Genomic DNA, 23,570 nt, shown 5'->3' with positions numbered 1-23,570 from the left:
CACGGCCCCGCAACTGCGGGGCCGTTTCATTTTCTGCGGGCCGGTTCGCAACGGCTCGCCGTCAGCCGTGATAGTCGGCGGGATCGATCTCGAGCAGTTTGAGCCGCCGCCAGAGGGTGGTGCGACTGATGCCAAGATGATGGGCCATCTGGCTCACCTGCCCCTTGCAGGCGTGGGCGCAGCGCAAGATGGCTTGCCGCTCCAGCTCCGCCAGCGTGAGAAGCGGTTGCCCCACCACCTCGTCCGTCACCAACTGATAGCCATGACGAATGGCGGCGGGCAGCGCCTCCGGCGGGATCAGCCCCTGACCGGCATGAAGCAGCGCATGCTCCACCGCGCTGCGCAGCTCCCCCAGATTGCCGGGCCAAGGATAGGCGAGCAGACAATCGAGGGCCGCCGGACTGAACTGGCGTACCGGCTCGCGCCCCTGCGCCCCTAGCTGCTGGCTGATCAGGCCCGGCAGATCGGCCGCGCGCTCACGCAATCCCGGCAGCCACAGCTCGCACGCCTGCAAGGCATAGAGCAGCTGGCGGCCAAACAGCCCCTCCTGCACCAGTTGTTCCAGCGGGGCGCTGCTGGTGGCGATGATCCGCACCTTGAGCGGCAGGATGCGGGCCGAATCGAAGCGCTGGATGCGGCCGGTCTTGAGCAGTTGCAGCAGTGCCGCCTGCATGGGGGCAGAGAGACACTCCACCTGCTCCAGTACCAGGGTGCCACCGTGGGCCAGCTCGAACTTGCCCGCCCGCTCCTGCCCCGCCTCGTCGGAGCCCATCAACTCCAGCGCCATCCGCTCGCTCGGCAGCGCCTTGCAGTTGAGGGTAATAAGCGGCCCGGCGGCCCGCTCGCTGCCAAAGTGGATCGCCTCCGCCAGCTGGGCCTTGCCCACCTCCTCCTCGCCGCGCAGCAGGATCGGCCCCTGACTCTGGGCCGCCTGCCGGGCGTAGCGCAGCAGCTTGCGCATGGCGCTCGATTCGCCCACCAGTGCCGACAGCTCGGGCACCGTCTGGCGCAGCTGGTGAATAGCCCGCAGCCGATCGACCGGGTGCAGCAGGGCGATAAAGCTGACCCCCTCCGGCCCCGGCAGCGGCTTGAGGCTCACCAGCGCATTGATGAACTCCCCCTCCTGCGCGCCGAGCCGCTCCAGCATCACCTCCACATGGCTGAGCGGCGTCTGCCCCCTGATGGCCAGCTGCAACCGCTGGGGCAACAACAGGTGCTGCTCCAGCGGTTGGCCGAGACAGAGCGCCGGATCGAGCCGCAGCCGGTGGGCCGCCAGCGCGTTGAGGTAGCGCAGCCGCCCCTGCGGATCCCAGGCCAGCACGCCGTCATCCATGCCATCGAGCAGGGCGTAAAGCTCGCTGAGGTGGTGCTGGGACTCCTGCATCAGGGTCTCCATCTGCAGCAGATGGGCCAGCTCGCGCCCGGCGCTGACGGTGAGCGCCAGATCGCCGGCGCTCGCCGCCTCCACCTTGCAGATCAGAGCGATGATGGCAACCTGACGACCATTGCTGTTGTAGACCGGGCTGGCGCAGCTGTGCCACGGGTGCAGGGTCTGGTTGAAGTGCTGGGGGCCGCTGACGCAGAGCGGCACGCCCTCCAGCGCCGCCAGATTGATGGCATTGGTGCCGATGCGCCCCTCGCTAAAAAAAGCGCCGGGGCCAAACCCCAGCGCCGCCAGCTCGCGCAGGGTGTCGGGGTGGCCGGTCTGGGCCAGCAGACAGCCGCTCTCGTCGGTGAGCAGCAGGGCGCAGGGGCGCCCCTCCATAAATTCGTAGAGATCTTCGAGGGCCATCTCGCCGGTGGTGAGCAGGTCGCGCTTGCGCTGGCGCAGGCTCTGCAAGGTCTGCCCCTTGGCGCTGTGGGGCGGATGCCAGAGGGTGGCACTGGTCTGGTGGGCGCAGCGCAGCCAGGATGCCTGCAGATAGTCGGGCCAAGCGAGCAGCGGCTGAAGGTCAGATGGCATGGTCACAGCAATATCCGGCAAGATGTGAGCCGACCATTTAACCACGCCAGCCGGTCCGATTCAGTGACCTGCCTCAGAGGGTGGCAACCCCGTCCCAGTTGTGTAAAACCGTCAGGTTGCCACTAGGCTGCACGTACAGTCCTGACTGCTCGCAACACGCTCTGGCGCCCCTGCCAGTAGCCCTGCAGATAGCCGGACTCCAGCTTGACCGGATCCTGAGTAAAACGGGAGACCATGAAATCGGCCGGTGGCGCGATCACCTCGATTTCGCAATCGGCAGGGGGATTGGCGATGAAATCGAGCGCCCGGTTGTAGGCGCGATCCCGCTCCAGCATAGCTTGCGCCAGTGCAGGCTGGGTTTTCAGCAAGGCTTTGACCATCCAGCAGAAACGGGCCGGCTTCTTGCGATAGCCCCGGGGTTCCGACAGCACTACTGTCATCCGCCGTGCACCGCGCCGATAGGCCTCGATCACCGGAATGGAGTCGCTGATGCCGCCATCGGCCATGGGGCGACCATCGACACAGGGGGTATCATGCTGCACCACCGGCAGGGCGCAGGTGGCGGTCAGCACCTCATCCATGTTGTCGGGCCGCACCGGCAGATAGATGGCCTTGCCGCTCGCCACATCGGTCGCCACCGCATAGAAGGGAATGTCGCGGGCACAGAAGGTGTCGAGATCCAGCGGGAAGCGATGGCGACTGGCCTGCCATAGCCAGCCGATGTCCACCAGATCGCCCCCTTTGACGAAACGCAGGGGATCGAGAAACCGGGAGCTGCAAGCCAGCTCGGTGATGATGTGGTGACTGCGGCGCGGCTGCTCGCTCAGGTAGGAGACCAGATTGGTGGCACCGGCCGAGACGCCCATGACGAAATCAAACGTGTAGTGGTGACTTTCGACAAACGCATCGAGCACGCCGCTGGCAAAGATGCCGCGCATCGCCCCCCCTTCGACAATCAGGGCGCAAGAGTGGGGATTAAACATAACAAGGCTCCGTCAGCTGTAATACCTGCCGGGATCGATCCCGGCCCAGTGATGGACGCCTTCATGCAGAACATCAAGACGCCGCAGCAGGACGATTCAGGCTCACTCGCACAAGCCAGAAGCGGGCAGGAGCAAACCTGAACCGTGAAGCGACCCCCAGTATATGCAGCGCACCAACCTTCAAAAAATGAATTTAAATAATAAAAAACATGCCCTTTTGGCATGATTTAGCACATCAGCAGAGACGGCCCTTTATCCGGTAACAGCACCATCAGGATCAAGGCAGCCCGGGCCCGAACGTCCCGTCGACGGGGTTGTAGTGGTAGGCCCTATAATCAAAATCCACCTTATCCAAGCGCGGATTGGCCAACTCGAACAACAGGCGTCTGGGGAGCTGTGCCTGATCGAGGGAAGGTTTGAAGTGGCGCAGCCAGAGCTGTTGCAGCGAGCCATCCCGCCACGCCAGCTTGAGCCCGACCGAGATGCGGCGGATGGCGGCCTGATTATCCTTGTGGGTGTAGAAGAGGTGGAGGAAGGGATAGTGCAGCGCCACTCGCCGATCCACGGTGAGGCCGGGCAGATCACTGTGCTGCTCCTGCTCGATAAAGAGCTCGTTGGCCCCGCGGCAGAAGAGGTCGATGCGACCGCGAGCCACCAGCTTGAACAGCCGCTCGTAACCGTCGATCTCCTGCACCTTGAAACCCCCATGACGCAGGATCTCAGCATCCTGCCAGCCACGCCCCTGCCCGTGCAGAAATTGCTGCAGCTCGGTCAGGGTATTGACCTTTGCCACCGCGTCGGCCTGCTGCGGGCTGACAAAGCAGATGCGATAACCGAGGATGCCCAGCTCCACCGGAAAACGGACGTAATCCAGCGCTCCGCTCTCTGCAGCCGGACGCAGACTGTCGGCCACAAACAGATTGGGATATTGCTGAGTCTGCACAATCTGTCGCATCCGGATACGGTTCATCGGCGGCGCGGTTCGCAGCTCGTAGTCACCGAAGCTATCGCGGGTCTTCTCCAGCGTCAGCTGCAACAGATCGCGAAAATAGAGGGTACGCAAGTCCCGATCGCTCTCGGGGCTGATATGAGTGATGACGTCACTCGCCCTTAGGGGACTGGCAAGGAGGGAAAGACTGCACAGCAGCAAGCAGGAAGCGAGGCGATGAAAGGCCATACTGCTCATCCCGGAAATACAGGCTCACTAGAGTGTAGCGCCGGGACGAGCCGCCTTCTAAAGGGAAGCCCGGCCTACCAGAACATCCGGCCCAGCAGGGGTGCCAGCAGCACGGTCACCATACCGGCGATCATCATCACCATACTGGAGACCACTCCTTCTTCGTTGCCCATCTGATAGGCCTTGGCGGTACCGGCGCCGTGGGCCGAGGCGCCAAACCCCGCCCCCTTGCCGAGGCGGCTGCGAATGGCCAGCACGGTGAGCACGCTCTCCCCCACCGCCATGCCGATGACACCGGTGAGCACCACAAACAGCGCGGTGAGGTCGCTCTGACCGCCGATGGCGCGGGTCGCCTCCACTGCGAACGGCGTAGTGATGGATCGCATCGCCAGACTGCGTTGCAACATGTCGGAGAGATCCAGCCAGCGAGCCAGCAGCACGGTACTCCCCACCGCCATAATGACGGAAGCAATCACTCCTACCGACAACGACAGCCAGTGGCGACGAATGAGCTGGCGGTTCTCGTAGACCGGCACCGCGAAGGCGACGGTGGCGGGGCCCAGCAGCCAGAGCAGCCAGTGGGATTCCGCCATGTAATCCTGATAGGGGATGTGGAACAGCAGCACCACGGCCACCAGCAGGGTCGGCGCCAGCAGCAGGGGCATCAGCGGCAGAATGCGCTTTTTGCCATAGAGCCATTTGCTGGCGTAATAGAAGAGCAGGGTGAGGGCGAAACAGATCAGCCCGAGCAGGGTATCAGACATGACGGCGACTCCGGCGGGCCAGTTTCAGTTCGAGGCGGTAGACCCGGTCCACCACCAGCGCCGTGGTGCCGAGTACCAGCGTAGTGCTCACCAGCAGCACCACCATGATGCGCCACCCCTCCTGCAACAGCAGATCCTGATAATTGACCACCGCGACAACGGCGGGCACGAAGAAGAGCAGCATCTCCGCCAGCAGCCAGCGAGCCCCCGCGCTGAACCACTCGGCCTTAACCACCCCGAGCAGGATACAGGCCAACAACAACAGCATGCCGGTGAGGTTGGCGGGCAGCGGCAGATGGAGGGTACGCACCGCGGTATCGGCCAGCAGCCAGATGGCTGCCAGCAACACAATCTGGAAGGGAGTCTGTAACCAGCGCAAGCAGAGGGCTTTCATGATCATCGTCTTTCTGTGAACCGGCTCACAGTATAGAGTTGAGCAAAACCTGCCAGAAATGAATTAAAATTATCGAATTCATGCCTCATAGGCATACTTCATCCAGTACCCGCCAACACGAGTCGAGAGAGTCCATGGATATTCGCGCCCTGCGCTATTTTGTCGAACTGGTACGGGAAAAAAGCTTCACCCGAGCCTCTGAAAAGCTGTTCGTCACCCAGCCCACCATCAGCAAGATGATCCGCAATATCGAAGAGGAGCTGGGCCAACCCCTGCTCAACCGGGAAGGGCGCCGCTTCACCCTGACCGACAGCGGCCAGGTGCTGTTCAACCGGGCCCAGACCATCTTGGTGGAGATGCAACAGCTGGAGGCCGAACTGGCGGATCTGCAGAGCCTGCAACACGGTCGCCTCACCCTCGGCATCCCCCCCATGGTGGGTCACGTCTATGCGGACCTGATCCGCGCCTACCGCACCCGCTATCCCAAGGTGGAGCTGACCCTGGTGGAGTACGGCGGTCGCCGCATCGAACAGGCGGTGCTGGAGGGGGAGCTGGATCTCGCCATCACCATGCTGCCCACCAAGGAAGAGGGGCCGCTCAGTGCCCTCGACCTCGATCGCTATCCCATTCAGGTGGTGCTGCCGGATCAGCCGCGCTGGCGCGGCGATGCGCCGCTGCGGATGGAGGCGCTGCAGGAGGAGCCCTTCCTGCTCTATACCAAGGCGTTTACTCTGAGCGAGCGGCTGGAGCAGGCGTGTCAGGAAGCGGGCTTTGTACCGCAGGTGGCGGCGCGCAGCAGCCAGTGGGATTTTCTCACCGCCATGGTGCGCAGCGGCATGGGGGTCGCCTTCTTGCCAGAGCCGGTCTGCCACCGGCTGACCCCGGATGGTCTGGTGCTGCGGCCGCTGGAACCAGAACTGAGCTGGCGACTCGGGGTGATCTGGCCGAGCGAGCGCTATCTCTCCCGCACCGCCGAGGCCTGGCTGGCCCTCTGCCGCCAGCGGCAGGCACCTCAGTAATCGCCGAAGCGAGCGGTCTGCGGATTGTAGAAGTAGGGACGGTAATCGAAGCTGATCCCGTCGAGGAAGGGATTATCCAGCCGCAACATTCGGCGCTGGGAGAGCTTGGCAAAAGCGATGGCCGGGCCAAAGCTCTTGCGCCACAGCGCCTGTAGCGAGCCATCCTGCCACGCCAGCTGCAACCCCCGCTCGACCCGCTTGAGCGCCTCTCGATTGTTGGGATTGGTGTAGAAGACCCGGGGCAGCGGGTAGTAGATCAACAGCGCGTCATCCACCAGCAGATCCGTCATCTCCTTGTGGGTAAGCTGCTCGCTGCGCAGCTCGCTCACCCCGCGGCAAAAGAGATCGAAGCGGCCCCGCGCCACCATTTTGAACAGCTTTTCGTACCCCTCCACTTCCACCACCTCCATCCCGGCGTAACGCAGGATATCCACATCCAGCCACCCCTTGCCCTGACCAAAGGTGAACTGCCGCAGCCCCTTGAGGTCGGTCACTTTGCTCACCGCCGCCTTTTGCTGCGGGCTGACAAAACAGATGCGGTAGCTGACGATCCCCAGATGGATGGGAAAACGGACATAGGCGAGCCCCAGATCTTCGCGGGTGCTGCTGTAGCTGTCCATCACAAAGAGGTTGGGATAACTGTCGAGCTGCATACTGACCCGCTCGCGCGCCTTGGTCATGGGCGGCGCAGGCTCCAGCAGATAGTCGCCAAACTGGTCGCGGGTCTTGTCGAGGGCGAGCCGCAGCAGCTCCCGATCATAGGTGGTACGCGGATCCCGCTCGCTCTCCGGGCTGATGAAGGTAAACCGGGTGGCCGCCTGTCCGGTCAGCGACAACACGCAGAACAGAGCGACGGCCAGCAGATGCAGGGGTGACATAAACCGCGCCTTGGCTGAAGGGGTACTTTTAGTGTAGCCCTGAGCGTGGACACTCGGCCCTGCCACCACCCCACGCTCTCCTCCCCTTTTCGGCCAGTCGCATCCATCAGCCTACTCCCCCACCGGAGGTGTGCTTCTGAGCGCTGTGGCATAACGCTGATAGGCAGCAGAGTCGCGCACCTGCTCGATAGCATCCCACACCTGCCGGCTTTGTAGGGGATGGGCCTGATAAAAGCGGTGAGAGAAAACCAGATAGTAGGGCTTCTCCACCAGCACCGGCGACAGCCGCTCGATGCGGGCCTGCAACTCGGGATGTGCCGCCAGAATACTGTCAGCCACCTCGGTCTGGATGGCGGTCGCCTGCGCCCGATCCATCACCAGCTTTTTCAACATGATCAGCGGGTCACGGCTGGAGTCATCCACCTCGGCTCCCGCAGCCTGCAACCAGTCGACGATGGAAAATCCCGACTGGGCCGCCACCACGCCATTGACTCTGAGGGTGGTGCCATCCCACTGGCTCTTGCCACCCTTGAGCTGGTAGAGACTGTAACTCTCGGTCAGCAGCCGCTTGGCAGGATCGGGTTTGCCCTCACGCATTGGATAGACCCCCACTGTGGTCGCCCGCTCGACGCTGTAGCTCATCTTGATGGCTGCATCCATCTGGCCACTGCTCACCCGAGAGAGGCAGCGCTTCCACGGTAGCGGCGTCAGCTCGATCTCGGCATCAAGAGCGGTAGCAACCGCCTTTAGGTGATACTGGACAATCCCCTCCCCCGATTGCAGCAGCCAGGGGTAGGAGTCACTGTTTTCGAGGCAGGTACGCAGCGTAAAGACCGGGGCTGCACCGCCGGTGGCAGGCAGCAGCAACGCGATGAAGAGCAAGGAGAGGGCAGATGCGTGCATGGGCCATCTCCTTTGCGGCAATGATCTCTCCCTTACTCTATCAGAGCTGCGCACCTGATAACCCGGCTCAGGGTTGTGAACCGAAATCATCCGTCAGCGGGTTGTAAAGGTAGGGGCGATAGTCAAAACCGTCCTTGGGTAACTGCGGATTGCCGAGCCGGACAATCTGGCGAGCCCCCAGATTGGCAAACACCAGCGAGGGTTGGAAGTGATGGCGCCAGAGCCGTTTGAGCGAACCATCCTGCCAGGCCAGTTGCAGACCGCGCTCAAGGCGCTCGCGCTCCTGAACGTAGCGGGCATTGCTGTAGAACACGTGGATCAGCGGATAGAAAAGGGCCAGATGGCGATCGACCGTCAAACCGGCCACCTTGCCCTGATGAGATTGCCACTCCGGCAGGATCTCGTTGGCCCCACGACAGAAGAGATCGATGCGCCCTCGTGCCACCATACGAAACAGCGACTCGTAGTTATCCACCTCATGTACCGTCAGCCCGCCGTTGCGCAGGATCACCGCATCCTGCCAGCCGGTGCCCACCCCTTGAGTGAAGTGGCGCAACTGATCCAGGGTGTTCACCCGCGCCAGCTCGGCAGCACGATCCGAGCCGACAAAACAGACCCGATAGCCGAGGATCCCCATATCGATCGGGAACGGGATCAATGCCACCTGATCCGCCACCGCCTCCCCCTGATAAGGCCAGCTGTCGAGAATAAAGAGGGCGTTTTTGCCCTGCTCCTGCACCTCGATCCGCATCCGCGCCTTGTTCATCGGCAGGGAGTCCAGCAACTCGTAGTCGCCATATTCGGGGCGAGTCTTCTCCAACGCCAGCTGCATCACCTCACGGTAATAACGCATCCGCATATCCTGACTGTTTTCAGGGCTGAGCAGGGTAAAACGGGTGGCAGCCAGCAAGGCAGAGGGGAGGGATAAACAGAGGCAAAGCAACAGAAGTCGGTACATCATGGCTGAACTCATACAACGGGGTTCACCTAGTATAGACTGGCACACTCCCCGTTGAGCACGGGGCAATCACGGCTTGCGCGTCCGATCACAGGTAGGGCAATCCGGGCCGCCACAGGCCCGGAGGGCAGGTTCACACCGTGCCCGGCACTACTCTTCGCCGATAGGTGCGGCGATCCACTTCATCAGCGTCAGCATATCCTGCGGCGCCACGCCGACCGAGAGGCCGCGCTTGCCGCCGCTCACCAGGATCTCGTCAAACTGCAGCGCCGACTCGTCGAGCACAGTGGGCAACAATTTCTTCTGGGCCAGCGGGCTGATACCACCCACCTTGTAGCCGGTCAGCTTCTCCGCCTCCGCCGGTTTCATCATCTCCACCTTCTTGAGACCGGTCGCCTTGGCCAGCTGTTTCAGACTGCACATGCCGGATGAGGGAACGATAGCCACCACCGCCTGCTTGTCGTGATGGGCGACCAGAGTCTTGAACACCTGCGCTTCCGGCAGCCCGAGCTGGGTCGCGGCATGCTTGCCGAAATCGTCGTGGGCTTCGCACTCGTAGGGGTAGAGCTTGTGGGGAATTTTGAGCTTCTTCAGCAGGTTGATGGCAGGTGTCATGATGGTTGCCTTGAATCGAATCGCATAAAAACAAGGCCAAACAGTCTGCGCCTGCGTGGCGAGGGATGCAAGCCGGAGGGGAAATCTGTACCCATCACCGGTAATGAGTAGAGAGCAATGAACAAGGTGAATTGTACCGCTTGCCGAATTAAACACAGAACGAGACTAGGTAAAGAGCATTTTCGAGCGGTGCAAGGCGTGCCCCCAACGAAATACAGCCAAAAACAAAGGGCGCCTTATTGGCGCCCTTTGGCTTGATGGATATTGCTGAAGCCTGCTGGATTGAGCTGGCGATCAACCGGTGTTGCGCATACCTGCGGCAATACCGGCGATGGTGACCATCAGCGCCTTGTCCAACTCGGGGTGCAGGGTCTCCGGGTGGTTGCGGGAGCGGTTGAGCAACTCGGCCTGCAGCACGTTGAGCGGGTCTGTGTAGGGGTTGCGCAGCTTGATGGACTCCTTGATCCAGGGCTGATCCTCCAGCAGATCCCCGCGCGGGCTCAGTTTCAGCACCACCTCGATGGATTCGGCGAGCTCCTGACGCAGCTGTTTGCCAAGGCCCCACAGCTCCTGCGGTACCAGACGGGTGTCGTAGTATTCGGCAAGCCACACGTCCGCTTTGAGGAACACCATCTCCAGCATCTCGAGGCGAGTGCGGAAGAAGGGCCACTGGGCGCTCATCTCTTCCAGCACCGCCAGCTTGCCGCCGTCGATCGCCTGTTGCAGCGCCTTGTGGGCACCGAGCCAGGCCGGCAGCATCAGGCGGTTCTGGGTCCAGGCGAAGATCCACGGAATGGCGCGCAGACTCTCGACTCCGCCGTTGGGCTTGCGCTTGGAGGGACGGGAGCCGAGCGGCAGTTTGCCGAGCTCCATCTCCGGGGTGGCGGCACGGAAGTAAGGGACGAAGTCCGGATGACCGCGCACAATGCTGCGGTAGTGCTCGCAGGAGTCGGCGGCCAGCTGTTCCATCACCTCGCGCCAGCACTCTTTCGGCTTGGGCGGCGGCAGCAGGTTCCCTTCCAGCACGGCGCTGGTGTAGAGCTCCAGACTCTTGATCGCCACTTTCGGCAGACCGAACTTGAAGCGGATCATCTCCCCCTGTTCGGTGGTACGCAGACCACCGCGCAGGGATCCCGGCGGCTGGGAGAGGATGGCTTGATGGGCAGGCGCACCACCACGACCGACGGTACCGCCACGGCCATGGAACAGGGTGAGGCGGATGTTGTTGGCTTCGGCAAGCCCCACCAGCGACTCCATGGCGGCGTACTGGGCCCAGCCAGCGGCCATCATGCCCGCATCCTTGGCGGAGTCGGAGTAGCCGATCATTACGTACTGACGGCCCTGAATGTAGCCGCGATACCAGTCCACCGAGAGCAGACGCTCCATCACGGCGGTGCCTGCCATCAGGTCATCCTGGGTTTCAAACAGCGGGGCGACCGGCATGCGGAACTTGCAACCAGCCTCTTTGAGCAGCAGTTGCACCGACAGCACGTCGGACGGCGCACCGGCCATGGAGATGATGTAGATGCCAAACGCATCGGGGTCGTGCTCGGCGATGACCTGACAGGTATCCAGCGTCTCGCGCACCTCGGCGCTCGGCTCCCAGTCGTGAGGAATGAGCGGGCGGCGAGAATTCAGTTCGTTGAGCAGGAAAGCCTGCTTGTCATCTTCGCTCCACTCGGCGTAGTCACCCAGACCCAGATAGCGGGTCAGCTCGGAGAAGACCAGCCCGTGACGCTCGCCATCCTGACGGATATCGAGCTTGACCAGATGGATGCCGAAACAGGCGACCTTGCGCAGCACGTCCAGCAGCATGCCATCGGCGATGTTGCCCATGCCGCAAGCGTGCAATGAGTGGTAGCAGAGCTCCAGCGGCTCGCGCAGCTGAGCGGTGGTCTTGACCAGATCCTGGCTCTCGCTCGCCTGGCCCTGCACCTTGGCGGTGAGATGCTCCTTGGTTTCGCGCAGCGCTTCACGCAGCTCGCGCACCAGCGCACGGTAGGGCTCGGGGTGATCGCCAACGCAAGCGCGCACTGCGTCGGTACAGTCGGACATGGAGAGCTCGGAAGTGAGCTCCTTGATGTCTTTGTAGAACAGGCTCACCGCCATCCAGCGGCCCAGCTCCAGCACTTCGGCAGTCACCTTGGCGGTAACGAAGGGGTTGCCGTCTCGGTCACCGCCCATCCAGGAGGTGAACTTGACCGGCGCGGCATCCAGCGGCAGCCGCACACCCAGATGGTGTTGCAGACGCTCGTCCAGATTGCGCATGAATTCGGGAATGGCGGGCCACAGGCTGTTCTCCACCACCGCAAAACCCCACTTGGCCTCGTCGACCGGCGTCGGGCGCTGTTCGCGGATCTCGTTGGTGTGCCACGCCTGATTGATGAGCTGTTCGATGCGATTGAGGATCTTGTCCCGCTCGCGGGGCAGCAGGTCGGAAAGCTCCAGCGCCTCGAGGCAGTCGTTGAGCTGTACGTGCTTGTGGATCAGGGTGCGACGGGTCACCTCGGTGGGGTGAGCGGTCAGCACCAGATCGATATCCAGCTCGCGCACGGCCTGAATGATGGCCTCTTGCGACAGGTTGGAGGCTTTCAGCTTGTCGAACATCTGCTCCAGCGGATCCGGGGTGCAGACCTGCTCTTCGCAGCGACGGGAGATGGTGTGGAACTGTTCCGCCACGTTGGCCAGATTGAGGAACTGGCTGAAGGCGCGGGCCACCGGCAGCAGTTCATCATCGCTCAGGGTGCGCAGGGTATCGAGCAGACGTTCCCGGTCTGATTCATTGCCCTTGCGGGAGGACTTGGCCAATTGGCGAATGGTTTCGATCTTGTCGAGAAAGGCCTGACCCTGATGATCCTTGATGGATTTACCCAGCAGCTGACCCAGCATACCTACGTTGGCGCGTAGTGCGGCGTACTTTTCGTTCATTCCACATCCTTATCTTGTTGGTGCCTGACACCCATCCGGGGTGCTAGACGACCTCACTTATTGTTGTGCGATTACAACATATGCTCCGTCATCTTAGGGTGACAATCTACCCAGATTGTCTGCGCAAGGTCAAATAACAGGCCGATTCAGAACATGTATTTCCATCACCACTCCACAACCGGCTTGTTATGTAACTTACTTACAGTTTTTACGCCCCTTTCACCGCTGCCGCTACAGGCAAAAACGTCTGATCAGGTGCTGCAACACTGAGGTGGTTGGCTTGACGAAAGACAGGTCCAGATACTCATCCGGCTGGTGCGCCTGGGTGATATGACCGGGGCCCATCACTATGGTCTGGCAGCCAAGCTGCTGGATAAACGGCGCCTCGGTGCAGTAGTTGACCGACTCGGCGGCGCGACCGCTCGCCTTCTCAGCTTCGCGCACCAGCACAGAGTCGTCGGCGCAGGCGTAGGCGGGAATGGGCTCATGCAGATGCTGCAGATGCAGGCAGCCCGGCTGGTGGATCTCGATGGGAGAGAGCGCCTCTTTGAGCATCCCCATCAGCTCATCCGGCCCCACCTGCGGAGTGGGTCGCAGGTCGATATGTAGCTCGCAGCAGCCGCAGATGCGGTTCGGGCTGTCGCCGCCCTGGATGTAACCCAGGTTAAGGGTCGGCTGCGGCACGGCAAAGCGGTGGTCGGCGTAGCGATCTTTCAGATCCTGCTGCAAGCGCAGCACCTGCCCCATCGCCTTGTGCATGATCTCCATGGCGTTGACGCCGTTGGCGGGATCCGAGCTGTGACCGCTCTTGCCGGTAATGCGGATCGCCTCCGACATATGCCCCTTGTGGGCCACCACGGGCACCAGTCCGGTCGGCTCGCCAATCACGGCGTAGTCGGGTTTGAGCTCCGCCGCCGCGGCGATGGCGCGGGCCCCCGCCATGGTGGTCTCTTCGTCGGCAGTGGCGAGAATGCGCAGCGGCTTGGTCAGCTTGGTGAGGTCGATCTCTTTGAGCGCCTCGACGATAAAGGCGAAGAAGCCTTTCATGTCGATGGTGCCGAGGCCATAGAGGCGATCGCCCTCTTCCGTCACCTTGAAGGGATCCTTGCTCCAGCCCCCCTCATCGAACGGTACCGTATCGGTGTGACCCGCCAGCAGCAGACCGCCCTCCCCCTGACCGATCGTCGCCACCAGATTGAACTTGCCCGGCAGATCGGGGAGCGCCGTCACCTCGCACTGAAAACCGAGCTGACCGAACCAGTCGGCCAGCAGCCGGATCACCGCCTCATTGCTCTGATCCCACTTGGGATCCGTGCTGCTGATAGAGGGAATCGCAATAATATTCTTATAAAGTGAAAAAAAATCCAGATTGGCCATCAGCTCCTCCTTGCGTCCCCGGAATGTTTCTGTTAGAAAATACAAATGCAAAGTGAGTGCATGAATATTCTTTAATTTTACCTGAATATCTGGCTCATCAACAAAGGCTTCTAGTTGTAAGGGAAAGTTAATGTTCTGTCACCTGATCTATAACCGACGACACACACCCGCCTGAATTGCCCCTCCGCACTTGTGCAAAGGGGCGCTCGAACACCCTTGTGCACTGCAGCGTCATGCTGTGAATCTCGAACTCTGACTTGGAATATTCAACATGCTTAACACCGTTATCGTCGGTGCCAGTGGCTACGCGGGAGCCGAACTGGCCGCACTGGTACAGAACCATCCACAACTCAAACTGTTCGGCCTCTATGTCTCCGCCGGCAGTCAGGATGCCCACAAACGCTTCTCTGCCCTGCATCCCCAGTGGGTCGGCGCCCTCGATCAGCCGCTGCTGCCGCTGGACGACGACGGCATGACCCGGATCCTGACCCAGGCCGATCTGGTGCTGCTGGCCACCGCCCACGAGGTGAGTGCCGAGCTTGCGCCCAAGTTTCTCGCCAAGGGGCTGCCGGTGTTCGATCTCTCCGGCGCCTTCCGGGTCAAGGATCAGGGCTTTTACGACAGCTTCTACGGCTTCACCCACGACAGCGAACAGTGGCTGGGTCAGGCCGTCTATGGTCTGGCGGAGTGGAATGCCGATGCCATCGCTACCGCCCAGCTGATTGCGGTGCCGGGTTGTTATCCGACCGCCTCCCTCTGTGCTCTCAAGCCGCTGCAGCAGGATGGCCTGATTGCCAAGGGGTGGCAGCCCATCATCAACGCCGTCTCAGGGGTTTCCGGTGCCGGTCGCAAGGCGGCCATCAACACCAGCTTCTGCGAAGTGAGCCTCAATCCCTACGGCACCTTCAATCACAGACACCAGCCGGAGATCAGCCACCACCTCGGCAAGGAGGTGCTGTTCCAGCCCCACCTTGGCAACTATGTGCGCGGCATTCTGGCCACCATCTATGTGCAGCTGGCGGACGGCGTAACCCCCACCCAGGTGGATCAGGCCTTCCTCAAGGCTTACGAAGGCAAGCCGCTGGTGCGCCTCACCGGCCAGATGCCCTCTATTCGCGGTGTGGCAAACACCCCTTACTGCGATATCGCCTGGCAACAGCAGGGCAACATGCTGGTGGTGGTCTCTGCCATCGACAACCTGCTCAAGGGTGCCGCCTCGCAAGCCATGCAGTGCATAAATATCAAATTCGGATTTGAACCGGCCACCGGCCTGATTTAAGGACTTAGGAAGGATCTCGAACATGGACAAACAGACGTTGGTAATCAAACTGGGCGGCGCCCTTATCGAGAACGACGAGGCGCTGACCGCCCTGTTCGCCACCCTCAAAACCTTTCTCGACGATCAGCACCGTCCGCTGTTGCTGGTGCACGGTGGTGGCTGTCTGGTGGATGACCTGCTCAAGGGGCTGGGTCTCACCTCCACCAAGAAGAACGGCCTGCGGGTGACCCCGTTCGAGCAGATCCCCTTCATTGCCGGGGCGCTGGCGGGCACTGCCAACAAGCAGATGATGGCCAAGGCGATCGCCACCGGCATTCCAGCGGTGGGGCTCTGCCTGGCGGATGGCGGCCTCTGTCAGGTGACCCAGCTCGACCCGGATCTCGGCGCGGTCGGCGAGTGCAAGCCGGGCAACCCGGCGCTGGTAGCAGGCATCCTAGGTCAGGGCTTCCTGCCGGTGGTGAGCTCCATCGGCATCACCGCCGAGGGGCAGCTGATGAACGTCAACGCGGATCAGGCGGCCACCGCCATTGCCGAGGCGCTCGGTGCCGATCTGGTGATGCTCTCCGACGTGAGCGGCATCCTGGATGGCAAGGGCAAGCTGGTGCCCCAGCTCGACAAGCTGACCGCACTGGATCTGATGGAGAAAGGGGTGATCCGCGATGGCATGGCGGTCAAGGTAGAAGCGGCCCTGCACGCCGCCCAGACCCTCGGCAAGCCGGTCTGTGTCGCCAGCTGGCGTTACCCGGACCAGCTGCTCAAGCTGCTGGCTGGCGGCGCCGTCGGCACTCAAGTGGCTATTTGATCTCCACCGGAACAAGGAACATCCGATGCAACATCTTCTGAAAGACAGTGATCTGAACAAAGCCCAAATAGAGGCACTGATTGCGCTGGGCAAAGCGGTCAAGGCCGACCCGAAGAAGTACAGCCAGGCGCTGGCTGGCAAGAGCGTGGTCACCCTGTTCGAGAAGCCCTCCCTGCGCACCCGGGTCACCTTCGACATCGGCATCGCCAAACTGGGCGGCCACAGCGTCTATCTGGATCAGCAGAACGGCGCGCTGGGCAAGCGGGAGTCGGTGAAGGATTTCGCCGCCAACCTGTCCCGCTGGTGTGATGCCATCGTCGCCCGGGTGTTCGATCACCAGACCCTGGTCGAGCTGGCAGAGCATGGCACAGTGCCGGTGGTGAACAGCCTGTGCAACCTCTACCACCCCTGTCAGGGGCTGGCCGACTTTATGACCATTGCCGAGCACTACGACGACCTGTCGAAGGTGAAGCTTGCCTACCTCGGTGATGGCAACAACGTCAGCCACTCTCTGCTGCTGCTGGGGGCCACCCTCGGCACCGACGTCACCCTGATCTGCCCGAAAGGCCACGGCCCGGATACCCAGATCTTCCTGCAGGCGCAGGCACTGGCGGCCAAGTCGGGGGCGACCATCCACATCAGCGATGACGTGGCTGATATCGAAGGGTTCGACGTGGCCTACACCGACACCTGGGTCTCCATGGGTGACAACACCCCGATGGAGCAGGTCAAAGACCTCTTTATGCCTTACCAGATCAACCAGGCCCTGCTCGACCGCACTGGCATTGCACATGTGCTGCACTGCCAGCCGGCTCATCGGGAGCTGGAGATCACCTCGCAGGTGATGGATGGCCCCGCCTCCCTCATCATGGACGAGGCCGAAAACCGGATGCATATCCAGAACGCCGTGTTGCTGACCCTTCTCGGCAACAAGTAACGCGGCAATCAACCTGAATCACGACACCTTTATTGAATCATCATCGAATCATCACGGAGAGAAGTAACATGAGCGGAATCAACAAGATCGTACTGGCTTACTCGGGTGGACTGGATACCTCGGCCATCATTCCCTGGCTGAAAGAGCACTATGACGCCGAAATCATCGCCTTCGTAGCTGACGTCGGTCAGGAGCGCGACGATCTGGAAGGGATCGAGCAAAAAGCCATCGCCTCCGGCGCCACCAAGTGCATCATCAAGGATCTGCGCGAAGAGTTCGTCAAAGAGTACGTCTACCCGACCCTGAAGACTGGCGCTGTCTATGAGGGCACCTATCTGCTGGGCACCTCCATGGCCCGTCCGGTGATCGCCAAGGCGATGGTCGAGGCCGCGCTGGCGGAAGGGGCCGATGCCATCTCCCACGGCTGCACCGGCAAGGGTAACGATCAGGTGCGTTTCGAAGGTGCGGTTGCCGCGCTGGCGCCCCAGCTGAAAGTCATCGCCCCGTGGCGGATCTGGGACATGCGCTCCCGGGAAGATCTGCTCTCCTATCTGGAGACCCGCAACATCCCCTGCAAGGCGACCTTGAAGAAGATCTACAGCCGCGATGCCAACGCTTGGCACATCTCCACCGAAGGTGGCGAGCTGGAGAGCACCTGGAACGAGCCGTCCGAAGCGGTCTGGCAGTGGACCGTACCGGCCGAGCAGGCTCCGGATCAGCCGGAGTACGTCAAGCTGACCGTGGCGCAGGGTGAAGTGGTGGCCGTTGACGACCAGCCGCTCAGCCCGCACCAGATCCTGATAACCCTGAACGAGCGTGCTGGCAAGCACGGCGTGGGCCGCATCGACATCACCGAAAACCGGATGGTGGGGATGAAGTCCCGTGGCTGCTACGAGACCCCGGGCGGTACCGTGATGGTCGCCGCGCTGCGCGCCGTGGAAGAGCTGGTACTGGATCGCCCGACCCGCGCCTGGCGGGAAAAGCTGGGTGCCGAGTTCTCCCATCTGGTCTATGACGGTCGCTGGTTCACCCCGCTGTGCAAGGCGATCCTCGCCTCTGCCAACGCCATCGCCGAAGATCTGGATGGTGAAGTGGTGCTGAAGATGTACAAGGGTCAGGTCACAGCGGTGCAGAAGAAGTCGCCGAACAGCCTCTACTCCGAAGACTTCGCCACCTTCGGCGCCGATGAAGTGTATGACCAGAGCCATGCCGAAGGCTTTATTCGTCTCTACACCCTGGCCAGCCGGATCCGCGCCATGAAGGAGCAACATCAGGCTATCGGTGGCGACCACACCCACGGTTAAGCAAGCGCGATAACCCGTTGATTCCGTTGAGGGGGCATGGCCCCCTCTTCTACAGGCAGAGAGCACAGCCCCCTGATCCATCATCGACGGGTGTGACAAGAGCGGCAGCGCCCGGGCCACTTCTGTGAGATAACAGGGGCTGTGTGAATATGATGCTGACGTATTTTCTCCCTTCTCCCCTTGCGGGAGAAGGGGCGGGGATGAGGGGGGAATTACCCTCACCCTAGCCCTCTCCCAGAGGGAGAGGGAACCGATTCGCAGTTGCTGGATTTGACGTGTTCAACGGCAACAGCACTCATCACCACCGCACTGTTATTCAGGAAAATACAGGGCAAGATTTCTGCGCGCAGGCCAAGAGGCCGCGCGAGTACGGCAGGCGTAAATGCCTACCGACAACGCATTCAAGGAGAGCAGTATGGCACTTTGGGGTGGACGCTTCAGTCAGGGAGCCGATAGCCGGTTCAAGCAGTTCAACGATTCGCTGCGGTTCGATTACCGCTTGGCGGAGCAGGATATTCAAGGCTCCATGGCCTGGGCCAAAGCGCTGGTGAAAGTGGGCGTATTGACCGCCGATGAGCAGGGCAAACTGCAACAGGCGATGGAGGTGCTGCTCGCCTCGGTGCAGCAGGATCCCCGGCAGGTCCTGAGTTCGGACGCCGAAGATATCCACTCCTGGGTCGAAAGCCAGCTCATCGCCGCCGTCGGCGATCTTGGCAAGAAGCTGCACACCGGCCGTTCGCGCAACGATCAGGTCGCCACCGACCTGAAACTCTGGTGCAAGGCGCAGGGCGAGCTGCTGCTCAGTTCCATCACCGCCCTGCAGCAGGGGCTGGTCGCCTCTGCCCGCGCCAATCAGGCGGCGGTGCTGCCCGGTTACACCCACCTGCAGCGGGCCCAGCCGGTCACTTACGCCCACTGGGCGCTGGCCTATGTGGAGATGCTGGAGCGGGATTATTCCCGGCTGCAGGATGCCCTCAAGCGCCTCGACACCAGCCCGCTCGGCTGCGGTGCGCTGGCGGGCACCGCCTATGCCATCGACCGCGAAGCCTTGGCGCTCGACATGGGCTTTGCCGGTGCCACCCGCAACAGTCTGGATTCGGTCTCCGATCGGGATCACGTGGTGGAACTGATGCACGTGGCGTCCCTCTCCATGACCCACCTGTCGCGCTTTGCCGAAGACCTTATCTTCTACAACACCGGCGAGGCGGGCTTTGTCGAGCTCTCCGACGCGGTTACCTCCGGCTCGTCGCTGATGCCGCAGAAGAAGAACCCGGATGCGTTGGAGCTTATTCGTGGCAAGACCGGCCGTGTAGTCGGCGCCCAGATGGGCATGCTGATGAGCCTCAAGGCGCTGCCGCTGGCCTACAACAAGGACATGCAGGAAGACAAGGAGGGGCTGTTCGATGCCCTCGATACCTGGCACGACTGCCTCGATATGGCGGCGCTGGTGCTGATCGATCTGAAGGTGAATGGTGAGCGCACCATGGCGGCGGCGCAGGGCGGCTATGCCAACGCTACCGAGCTGGCAGACTATCTGGTGGCCAAAGGGATTCCGTTCCGTGAAGCGCACCATATCGTCGGTGAAACCGTGGTCTTTGCCATCAGCGTGGGCCGCCCGCTGGAGGAGCTCTCCATCGGTGAATTCCAACGTTTCAGCCCGGTGATCGAGTTCGACGTCTACCCCAATCTGGAGCTGGAAGCGACCCTGGCCAAGCGGGTCGCCAAAGGCGGCGTCGCCCGCGAGCAAGTAGAAGCAGCCCTTACTGCCGCAGAGCAGTGGCTGGCCAAGCGGGTGGGTTAAGCCAACCGGCTTGTGATCCAAAGTTGAAAGCAAAACGGCAACCCGAGGTTGCCGCTTTGCTTACAAATTCATTTTATCTCAATTAAATTAACTGTTAGCCCACTAGCGATATAACACCGAACGAGCAAAAATATTTTCGCCATCAGATCCTAGCTGAACAATACAATTATTAGATGAGTGTACATAAACACTTTGAAATACAACATCAAACTTATCTTTTGAGAAGGTTAGGTTTTCACTAATATCAGCTAATGTACCAGCTAAATAGTCAGGCAACCTTATCAGTGCATCGAATCTATTTTTACCTACTTTGTCTGGCACTTCAAAAGTGACATTAGGGTTGTTTAATATTACATTGCCCAATTCATTCGTCTCGTTATTATCACAAGCCGACAGCATTAAAATAAAGTATATGTAGGATAAGTCATATACAACCGTATCATTATGTTCAATTAACTTATCTCTATCTGAGACCCATCTGATATGACCCGCACCAGTTGATTTTGTAACTAGATAGAACACTGTTGCAGCAAATGAAGATGCAAGATGAATTTGTCTGGCCAGACTAACATTCAGCTGTTTTCGGCCTAAGTCATTCAAAAATACATCCAATCTTTTCAATGTATCAGTGAAATAAGTAGGGTCTAATGTATCACTTTTAAGAGAGCTATCCTTAAGCGAATTTATTAAATTAGATACATCTGGGATAAATTCACGCATTTCAGCCACACCCAAATAATCACGTAACAAAGCCGACTTTCTATTTATCACAAATGATATGCTAAATGTTATAGGATATTCACATGTCAAATAGTCAATTAGTCCTTGAGGAACCCGTCTGACTTTTTTCAAATCTCGAGGCGCCACTTTAGATATATATTCCATTATGTTTTCAGTTTTATCATGATTAGCTATAATCACAAAAGAAAACACATCGTTATTTTTCTCGTTATCTCCCACACAATAATCTGAAACAACAGTCCATGGCATTCCATCCGGATATTTTTCAAACCATTCATGCATGTTATTTTTTATAGTTTCTGTCACCTTAATAAAAATAGGTAATAAATCCACCATCCTGCCTCCAAAATAAGCAACAAGATATCATTAAAAATAACCTGTATATTTATAATGCAATTGTGATTTTTTAAAATTAAAGTCGATACTAATCTATCGTATTTTGGATCAATCTAACAGGTGATAATACCTTATTTCCTTACCTTATATTTTACGCACTGGCATTGAGCAGCTTGCCAACCCCCTCCCCCTTGCCATTGGGCAGGGTCTGTTTAAAGGCGCCGAGCAGCTGATCGAGGTTGAGATCGCTGGCACCAAGGGTGCCCTTGAGGGTATCGAGTTCACTTTGCAACGCATCGAGGCGGGTACTCTGGATGCCGCTCGCCAGCTGGTTGCGGGCGCTATCGATGGCGGCTGGGAGGGATTGACCGCCATTCTCCTGCCCCAGAGTCTGCATCAGCTCCCCCATAAAGTGGTTGATGGCCGAGCGGTTCTGTTCGCTATCGGCATCCTTGATACCGAGTCGCTGGAACAAGCTCTGGACAGTCGGGGCAAGGCGATCCTCCTGTACGGCAGGCTGCACAGGCTCAGGTTTGCTACTGCTGACAAGCAGCTGACTGCCCAGCTTGAGGGCGATCGAGGCAAGGGGAAGCAGGCTGCTGATCATGATAACTCTCCGCGACAACGACCCTTGATGGTGTTGCCAAGAGATGTGCATAAGCGGGGCCAGCACGGCGATAAAACGTACCGCACCGGCTAATCCCTTGAATGGCTGATCTATTTGTTCAAGCAGCACGCAGGAGATAGCCGAGCGCAAAGGGGAGTCAGGCGGCCAGTAGCTGCCGCCACGGGCGGTAGTGGCAATATGGTGGCAAAGCGTTTTGCCGCCCACCCGAGCCGCGACACCTTCCTTTCACACCCTGATCGCCAACTCTTTGAGCCACTTGCGCTGCTGATGGCACCAACAGAGTAAAACCTGACAAAAGCACCGCAGCGATCAGGCACCGAATAACGACCTGCGGGCTTACTAATCGAGCGGTGATCCGCCCACAAGGCGTGACCAATAGAAATGAAAAGAGGCTCCGAAGAGCCTCTTTTTGTATCCGTGTCTGAACCCGACTCAGCCCAGCAGCAGATAGAGCTGGTGAGCGGCCACACCGGCGCACAGGCCGCCGATGGTGTGGGCAACGATGGCGCGGGAGGTGAGGTGGCGATAGCCGAGAGCATCCAGCATGGCGGTGTGGGTGCTCAGGAAGCCACTCCAGCACATCCCCATGGCGGTAAACACCGCGACCTCGTTACCGGTGATCCACCCCTTGGCAATAAAAGGCGGCACCAGTGACATGGCGGCACCAACCGCACCAAGCGAGGTGGCGGGGAAAGCGACCAGCTCCGGCTGCTGGAAGCCGAACAGCAGGTCAAACAGCCAGCTCACCTTGGCGGCCAGCACCGGCAGCAGGGCAACCCCCTGAAACGCTTCGCCGGTATAGCCCTTGTCGCCCGGGCCAAAGGTGAGCAGCATCACGAAGGTGCTGATGATCAGCACACCCGGGATCACCGCCATCCCCAGCTCCACACCGGATTTGCCGCCATCGAGCAGAGAGTTGAGGATCCGCAGCCAGCCGGGAGCCGCCTCTTTGGTCACCCCGACCTTGCGGCCGTCGGACGATACAGCGTCATCGTTCAGCACTTCCCCCACCAAGGGGCGGATCATCCGTTGCATCAATCGGGTAGAGACCACCGAGCCCACCAGAGCACCCAGCAGCCCGATCAGCGCCGCGCTGGCGGTGGATTCACCGCTCGGCAGTTGCAGGGTGGCCATAAAGGTCACCACGATCAGCCCCATGCCGAAGGCGGTGCCGAAGTTGGTCAGCGACACCAGCTGCCACGGAGTGAAGCCTTTGCGAAAGCGGCTGTCCTTGGCGAGGCTGATCACCGCCGGGTTGTCGGAGAAGAAGGTCATCAGCGCCGCCAGCGCGGTGCGACCGGGCAGACGAAACACCGGCTTCATCAGTGGGGCCAGCAGCACCTCCAGCAGGCGGATCACCCCGAACTCGCTCAAGAGCTGGCTCAGGGCACCGGAGAGCACCGTGATCCCCATGATAAAGAGCACGGTATTGAGCAGCAGCTGGTGGGCGGTATTGAACAGGGTGTTGACCATGGCAGAGAGGCCCATCTGGCTGCCGAGGTAACCGAACAGGCTGCCAAGAATAAGCAGCACCAGCACGGGTTCCATCCAGTTTCGAATGGCGGCAAGTCGCCCCTTTGACTCTATAACTACATGATTTTCCATATCTATCCTGCGGTTCATCTGTGCGTGTGTGGTTGTTTTTATGGTTAAAAAATGGCTGCGCCAAATAGAAAAAAGCCCTTGTCTTGCGACAAGGGCTTTTTGAATTGGCTCCTCCTACTGGACTTGAACCAGTGACATACGGATTAACAGTCCGCCGTTCTACCGACTGAACTAAGGA

At 60.1% G+C, this 23,570-nt stretch carries 20 protein-coding genes; 6 read left to right on the top strand and 14 right to left on the bottom strand.

The genetic code is table 11. The annotated features are described in order from the left end of the window. Window positions 1–61 precede the first annotated feature (61 nt). The 5 genes from dhaR to G5287_RS19060 form a co-directional block, all read right to left on the bottom strand. Entirely contained in the window at window positions 62–1,963 is a 1,902-nt protein-coding gene (dhaR, locus tag G5287_RS19080; RefSeq protein ID WP_421231737.1) for a dihydroxyacetone kinase operon transcriptional regulator DhaR, read from the bottom strand. Window positions 1,964–2,085: 122 nt separating this feature from the next. Continuing rightward, a complete protein-coding gene (locus G5287_RS19075) occupies window positions 2,086–2,946 on the bottom strand; it encodes a patatin-like phospholipase family protein (protein WP_421231736.1) in 861 nt (286 codons plus the stop codon). A 277-nt stretch (window positions 2,947–3,223) separates the two neighbouring features. Then, window positions 3,224–4,123, bottom strand: a complete 900-nt coding sequence (locus G5287_RS19070; protein ID WP_421231735.1) for a hypothetical protein — start codon at window positions 4,121–4,123, stop codon at window positions 3,224–3,226. Window positions 4,124–4,197: 74 nt separating this feature from the next. Next, the gene (locus G5287_RS19065) at window positions 4,198–4,887 is read right to left on the bottom strand and encodes an LrgB family protein (protein ID WP_421231734.1); all 690 of its coding nucleotides are present in this window, start codon (window positions 4,885–4,887) and stop codon (window positions 4,198–4,200) included. Beyond that, complete coding sequence (locus G5287_RS19060; protein WP_040069042.1) at window positions 4,880–5,281, bottom strand: CidA/LrgA family protein; 402 nt, start codon at window positions 5,279–5,281, stop codon at window positions 4,880–4,882. The genes G5287_RS19065 and G5287_RS19060 overlap by 8 nt, the downstream gene beginning before the upstream one ends. 134 nt (window positions 5,282–5,415) lie before the next feature. Between G5287_RS19060 and G5287_RS19055 the strand changes: the two genes are divergently transcribed. Beyond that, window positions 5,416–6,300: a LysR substrate-binding domain-containing protein gene (locus tag G5287_RS19055; protein ID WP_421231733.1), complete on the top strand. Its 885-nt coding sequence runs from the start codon at window positions 5,416–5,418 to the stop codon at window positions 6,298–6,300. Here the strand turns inward: G5287_RS19055 and G5287_RS19050 are convergent. From G5287_RS19050 to argE, 6 genes are all read right to left on the bottom strand, one after another. Next, the gene (locus G5287_RS19050) at window positions 6,294–7,178 is read right to left on the bottom strand and encodes a hypothetical protein (RefSeq protein ID WP_421231732.1); all 885 of its coding nucleotides are present in this window, start codon (window positions 7,176–7,178) and stop codon (window positions 6,294–6,296) included. The genes G5287_RS19055 and G5287_RS19050 overlap by 7 nt on opposite strands. A gap of 111 nt (window positions 7,179–7,289) precedes the next feature. After that, on the bottom strand, window positions 7,290–8,081 hold the full coding sequence (locus G5287_RS19045; RefSeq protein ID WP_421231731.1) for a substrate-binding periplasmic protein: 792 nt from the start codon (window positions 8,079–8,081) through the stop codon (window positions 7,290–7,292). Between the two features lie 67 nt (window positions 8,082–8,148). Then, window positions 8,149–9,042 carry a hypothetical protein gene (locus G5287_RS19040; RefSeq protein ID WP_421172486.1) on the bottom strand — a complete coding sequence of 298 codons (894 nt, stop codon included), beginning with the start codon at window positions 9,040–9,042 and terminating at the stop codon, window positions 8,149–8,151. Between the two features lie 147 nt (window positions 9,043–9,189). Beyond that, window positions 9,190–9,654: a Cys-tRNA(Pro) deacylase gene (gene ybaK / locus G5287_RS19035; RefSeq protein ID WP_005336092.1), complete on the bottom strand. Its 465-nt coding sequence runs from the start codon at window positions 9,652–9,654 to the stop codon at window positions 9,190–9,192. Between the two features lie 294 nt (window positions 9,655–9,948). Beyond that, window positions 9,949–12,582: a phosphoenolpyruvate carboxylase gene (ppc, locus tag G5287_RS19030; protein WP_421231730.1), complete on the bottom strand. Its 2,634-nt coding sequence runs from the start codon at window positions 12,580–12,582 to the stop codon at window positions 9,949–9,951. Between the two features lie 231 nt (window positions 12,583–12,813). Beyond that, the gene (gene argE, locus G5287_RS19025) at window positions 12,814–13,959 is read right to left on the bottom strand and encodes an acetylornithine deacetylase (RefSeq protein ID WP_421172487.1); all 1,146 of its coding nucleotides are present in this window, start codon (window positions 13,957–13,959) and stop codon (window positions 12,814–12,816) included. A 271-nt stretch (window positions 13,960–14,230) separates the two neighbouring features. Between argE and argC the strand changes: the two genes are divergently transcribed. The 5 genes from argC to argH all read left to right on the top strand — a co-directional run bounded on the left by argC (window position 14,231) and on the right by argH (window position 20,082). After that, a complete protein-coding gene (argC, locus tag G5287_RS19020; RefSeq protein WP_421172488.1) occupies window positions 14,231–15,238 on the top strand; it encodes an N-acetyl-gamma-glutamyl-phosphate reductase in 1,008 nt (335 codons plus the stop codon). A gap of 22 nt (window positions 15,239–15,260) precedes the next feature. Next, on the top strand, window positions 15,261–16,040 hold the full coding sequence (gene argB / locus G5287_RS19015) for an acetylglutamate kinase (protein WP_421231729.1): 780 nt from the start codon (window positions 15,261–15,263) through the stop codon (window positions 16,038–16,040). Window positions 16,041–16,065: 25 nt separating this feature from the next. Then, window positions 16,066–16,977 (top strand): ornithine carbamoyltransferase, encoded by a 912-nt coding sequence (locus G5287_RS19010; RefSeq protein ID WP_201968011.1) that lies wholly within the window; start codon window positions 16,066–16,068, stop codon window positions 16,975–16,977. 68 nt (window positions 16,978–17,045) lie between these two features. After that, window positions 17,046–18,281 carry an argininosuccinate synthase gene (locus G5287_RS19005; RefSeq protein WP_421231728.1) on the top strand — a complete coding sequence of 412 codons (1,236 nt, stop codon included), beginning with the start codon at window positions 17,046–17,048 and terminating at the stop codon, window positions 18,279–18,281. Window positions 18,282–18,696: 415 nt separating this feature from the next. After that, a complete protein-coding gene (gene argH, locus G5287_RS19000) occupies window positions 18,697–20,082 on the top strand; it encodes an argininosuccinate lyase (RefSeq protein WP_421231727.1) in 1,386 nt (461 codons plus the stop codon). A 102-nt stretch (window positions 20,083–20,184) separates the two neighbouring features. On the opposite strand, the gene G5287_RS18995 is transcribed toward argH, so the two are convergent. From G5287_RS18995 to G5287_RS18985, 3 genes are all read right to left on the bottom strand, one after another. Continuing rightward, the gene (locus G5287_RS18995) at window positions 20,185–21,159 is read right to left on the bottom strand and encodes a hypothetical protein (protein WP_421172492.1); all 975 of its coding nucleotides are present in this window, start codon (window positions 21,157–21,159) and stop codon (window positions 20,185–20,187) included. Window positions 21,160–21,310: 151 nt separating this feature from the next. Next, window positions 21,311–21,766, bottom strand: coding sequence for a hypothetical protein (locus tag G5287_RS18990; protein WP_421172526.1), 456 nt, complete (start codon window positions 21,764–21,766; stop codon window positions 21,311–21,313). 453 nt (window positions 21,767–22,219) lie between these two features. Further along, window positions 22,220–23,392, bottom strand: a complete 1,173-nt coding sequence (locus G5287_RS18985; RefSeq protein WP_005355060.1) for a CD0519/CD1768 family membrane protein — start codon at window positions 23,390–23,392, stop codon at window positions 22,220–22,222. Between the last annotated feature and the right edge of the window lie 178 nt (window positions 23,393–23,570).

It is taken from the genome of Aeromonas sp. 603079 (assembly GCF_049172135.1).
Classification (GTDB): domain Bacteria; phylum Pseudomonadota; class Gammaproteobacteria; order Enterobacterales; family Aeromonadaceae; genus Aeromonas; species Aeromonas veronii.
Note: the sequence above shows the minus strand (reverse complement) of the source record. Positions and strands in the feature narration are given on the sequence as shown.

Bases quoted from the DNA above. Each gene is read 5' to 3' on its own strand.
- G5287_RS19045 (WP_421231731.1), bottom strand. From the start codon at position 8,081: ATGCACGCATCTGCCCTCTCCTTGCTCTTCATCGCGTTGCTGCTGCCT.
- G5287_RS19040 (WP_421172486.1), bottom strand. From the start codon at position 9,042: ATGATGTACCGACTTCTGTTGCTTTGCCTCTGTTTATCCCTCCCCTCT.
- G5287_RS19075 (WP_421231736.1), bottom strand. From the start codon at position 2,946: ATGTTTAATCCCCACTCTTGCGCCCTGATTGTCGAAGGGGGGGCGATG.
- G5287_RS19055 (WP_421231733.1), top strand. From the start codon at position 5,416: ATGGATATTCGCGCCCTGCGCTATTTTGTCGAACTGGTACGGGAAAAA.
- G5287_RS18990 (WP_421172526.1), bottom strand. From the start codon at position 21,766: ATGATCAGCAGCCTGCTTCCCCTTGCCTCGATCGCCCTCAAGCTGGGC.
- G5287_RS19005 (WP_421231728.1), top strand. From the start codon at position 17,046: ATGAGCGGAATCAACAAGATCGTACTGGCTTACTCGGGTGGACTGGAT.
- argB (WP_421231729.1), top strand. From the start codon at position 15,261: ATGGACAAACAGACGTTGGTAATCAAACTGGGCGGCGCCCTTATCGAG.
- G5287_RS19065 (WP_421231734.1), bottom strand. From the start codon at position 4,887: ATGTCTGATACCCTGCTCGGGCTGATCTGTTTCGCCCTCACCCTGCTC.
- dhaR (WP_421231737.1), bottom strand. From the start codon at position 1,963: ATGCCATCTGACCTTCAGCCGCTGCTCGCTTGGCCCGACTATCTGCAG.
- G5287_RS18995 (WP_421172492.1), bottom strand. From the start codon at position 21,159: ATGGTGGATTTATTACCTATTTTTATTAAGGTGACAGAAACTATAAAA.
- G5287_RS19070 (WP_421231735.1), bottom strand. From the start codon at position 4,123: ATGGCCTTTCATCGCCTCGCTTCCTGCTTGCTGCTGTGCAGTCTTTCC.
- ybaK (WP_005336092.1), bottom strand. From the start codon at position 9,654: ATGACACCTGCCATCAACCTGCTGAAGAAGCTCAAAATTCCCCACAAG.
- argE (WP_421172487.1), bottom strand. From the start codon at position 13,959: ATGGCCAATCTGGATTTTTTTTCACTTTATAAGAATATTATTGCGATT.
- G5287_RS19060 (WP_040069042.1), bottom strand. From the start codon at position 5,281: ATGAAAGCCCTCTGCTTGCGCTGGTTACAGACTCCCTTCCAGATTGTG.
- G5287_RS18985 (WP_005355060.1), bottom strand. From the start codon at position 23,392: ATGGAAAATCATGTAGTTATAGAGTCAAAGGGGCGACTTGCCGCCATT.
- G5287_RS19010 (WP_201968011.1), top strand. From the start codon at position 16,066: ATGCAACATCTTCTGAAAGACAGTGATCTGAACAAAGCCCAAATAGAG.
- argH (WP_421231727.1), top strand. From the start codon at position 18,697: ATGGCACTTTGGGGTGGACGCTTCAGTCAGGGAGCCGATAGCCGGTTC.
- ppc (WP_421231730.1), bottom strand. From the start codon at position 12,582: ATGAACGAAAAGTACGCCGCACTACGCGCCAACGTAGGTATGCTGGGT.
- argC (WP_421172488.1), top strand. From the start codon at position 14,231: ATGCTTAACACCGTTATCGTCGGTGCCAGTGGCTACGCGGGAGCCGAA.
- G5287_RS19050 (WP_421231732.1), bottom strand. From the start codon at position 7,178: ATGTCACCCCTGCATCTGCTGGCCGTCGCTCTGTTCTGCGTGTTGTCG.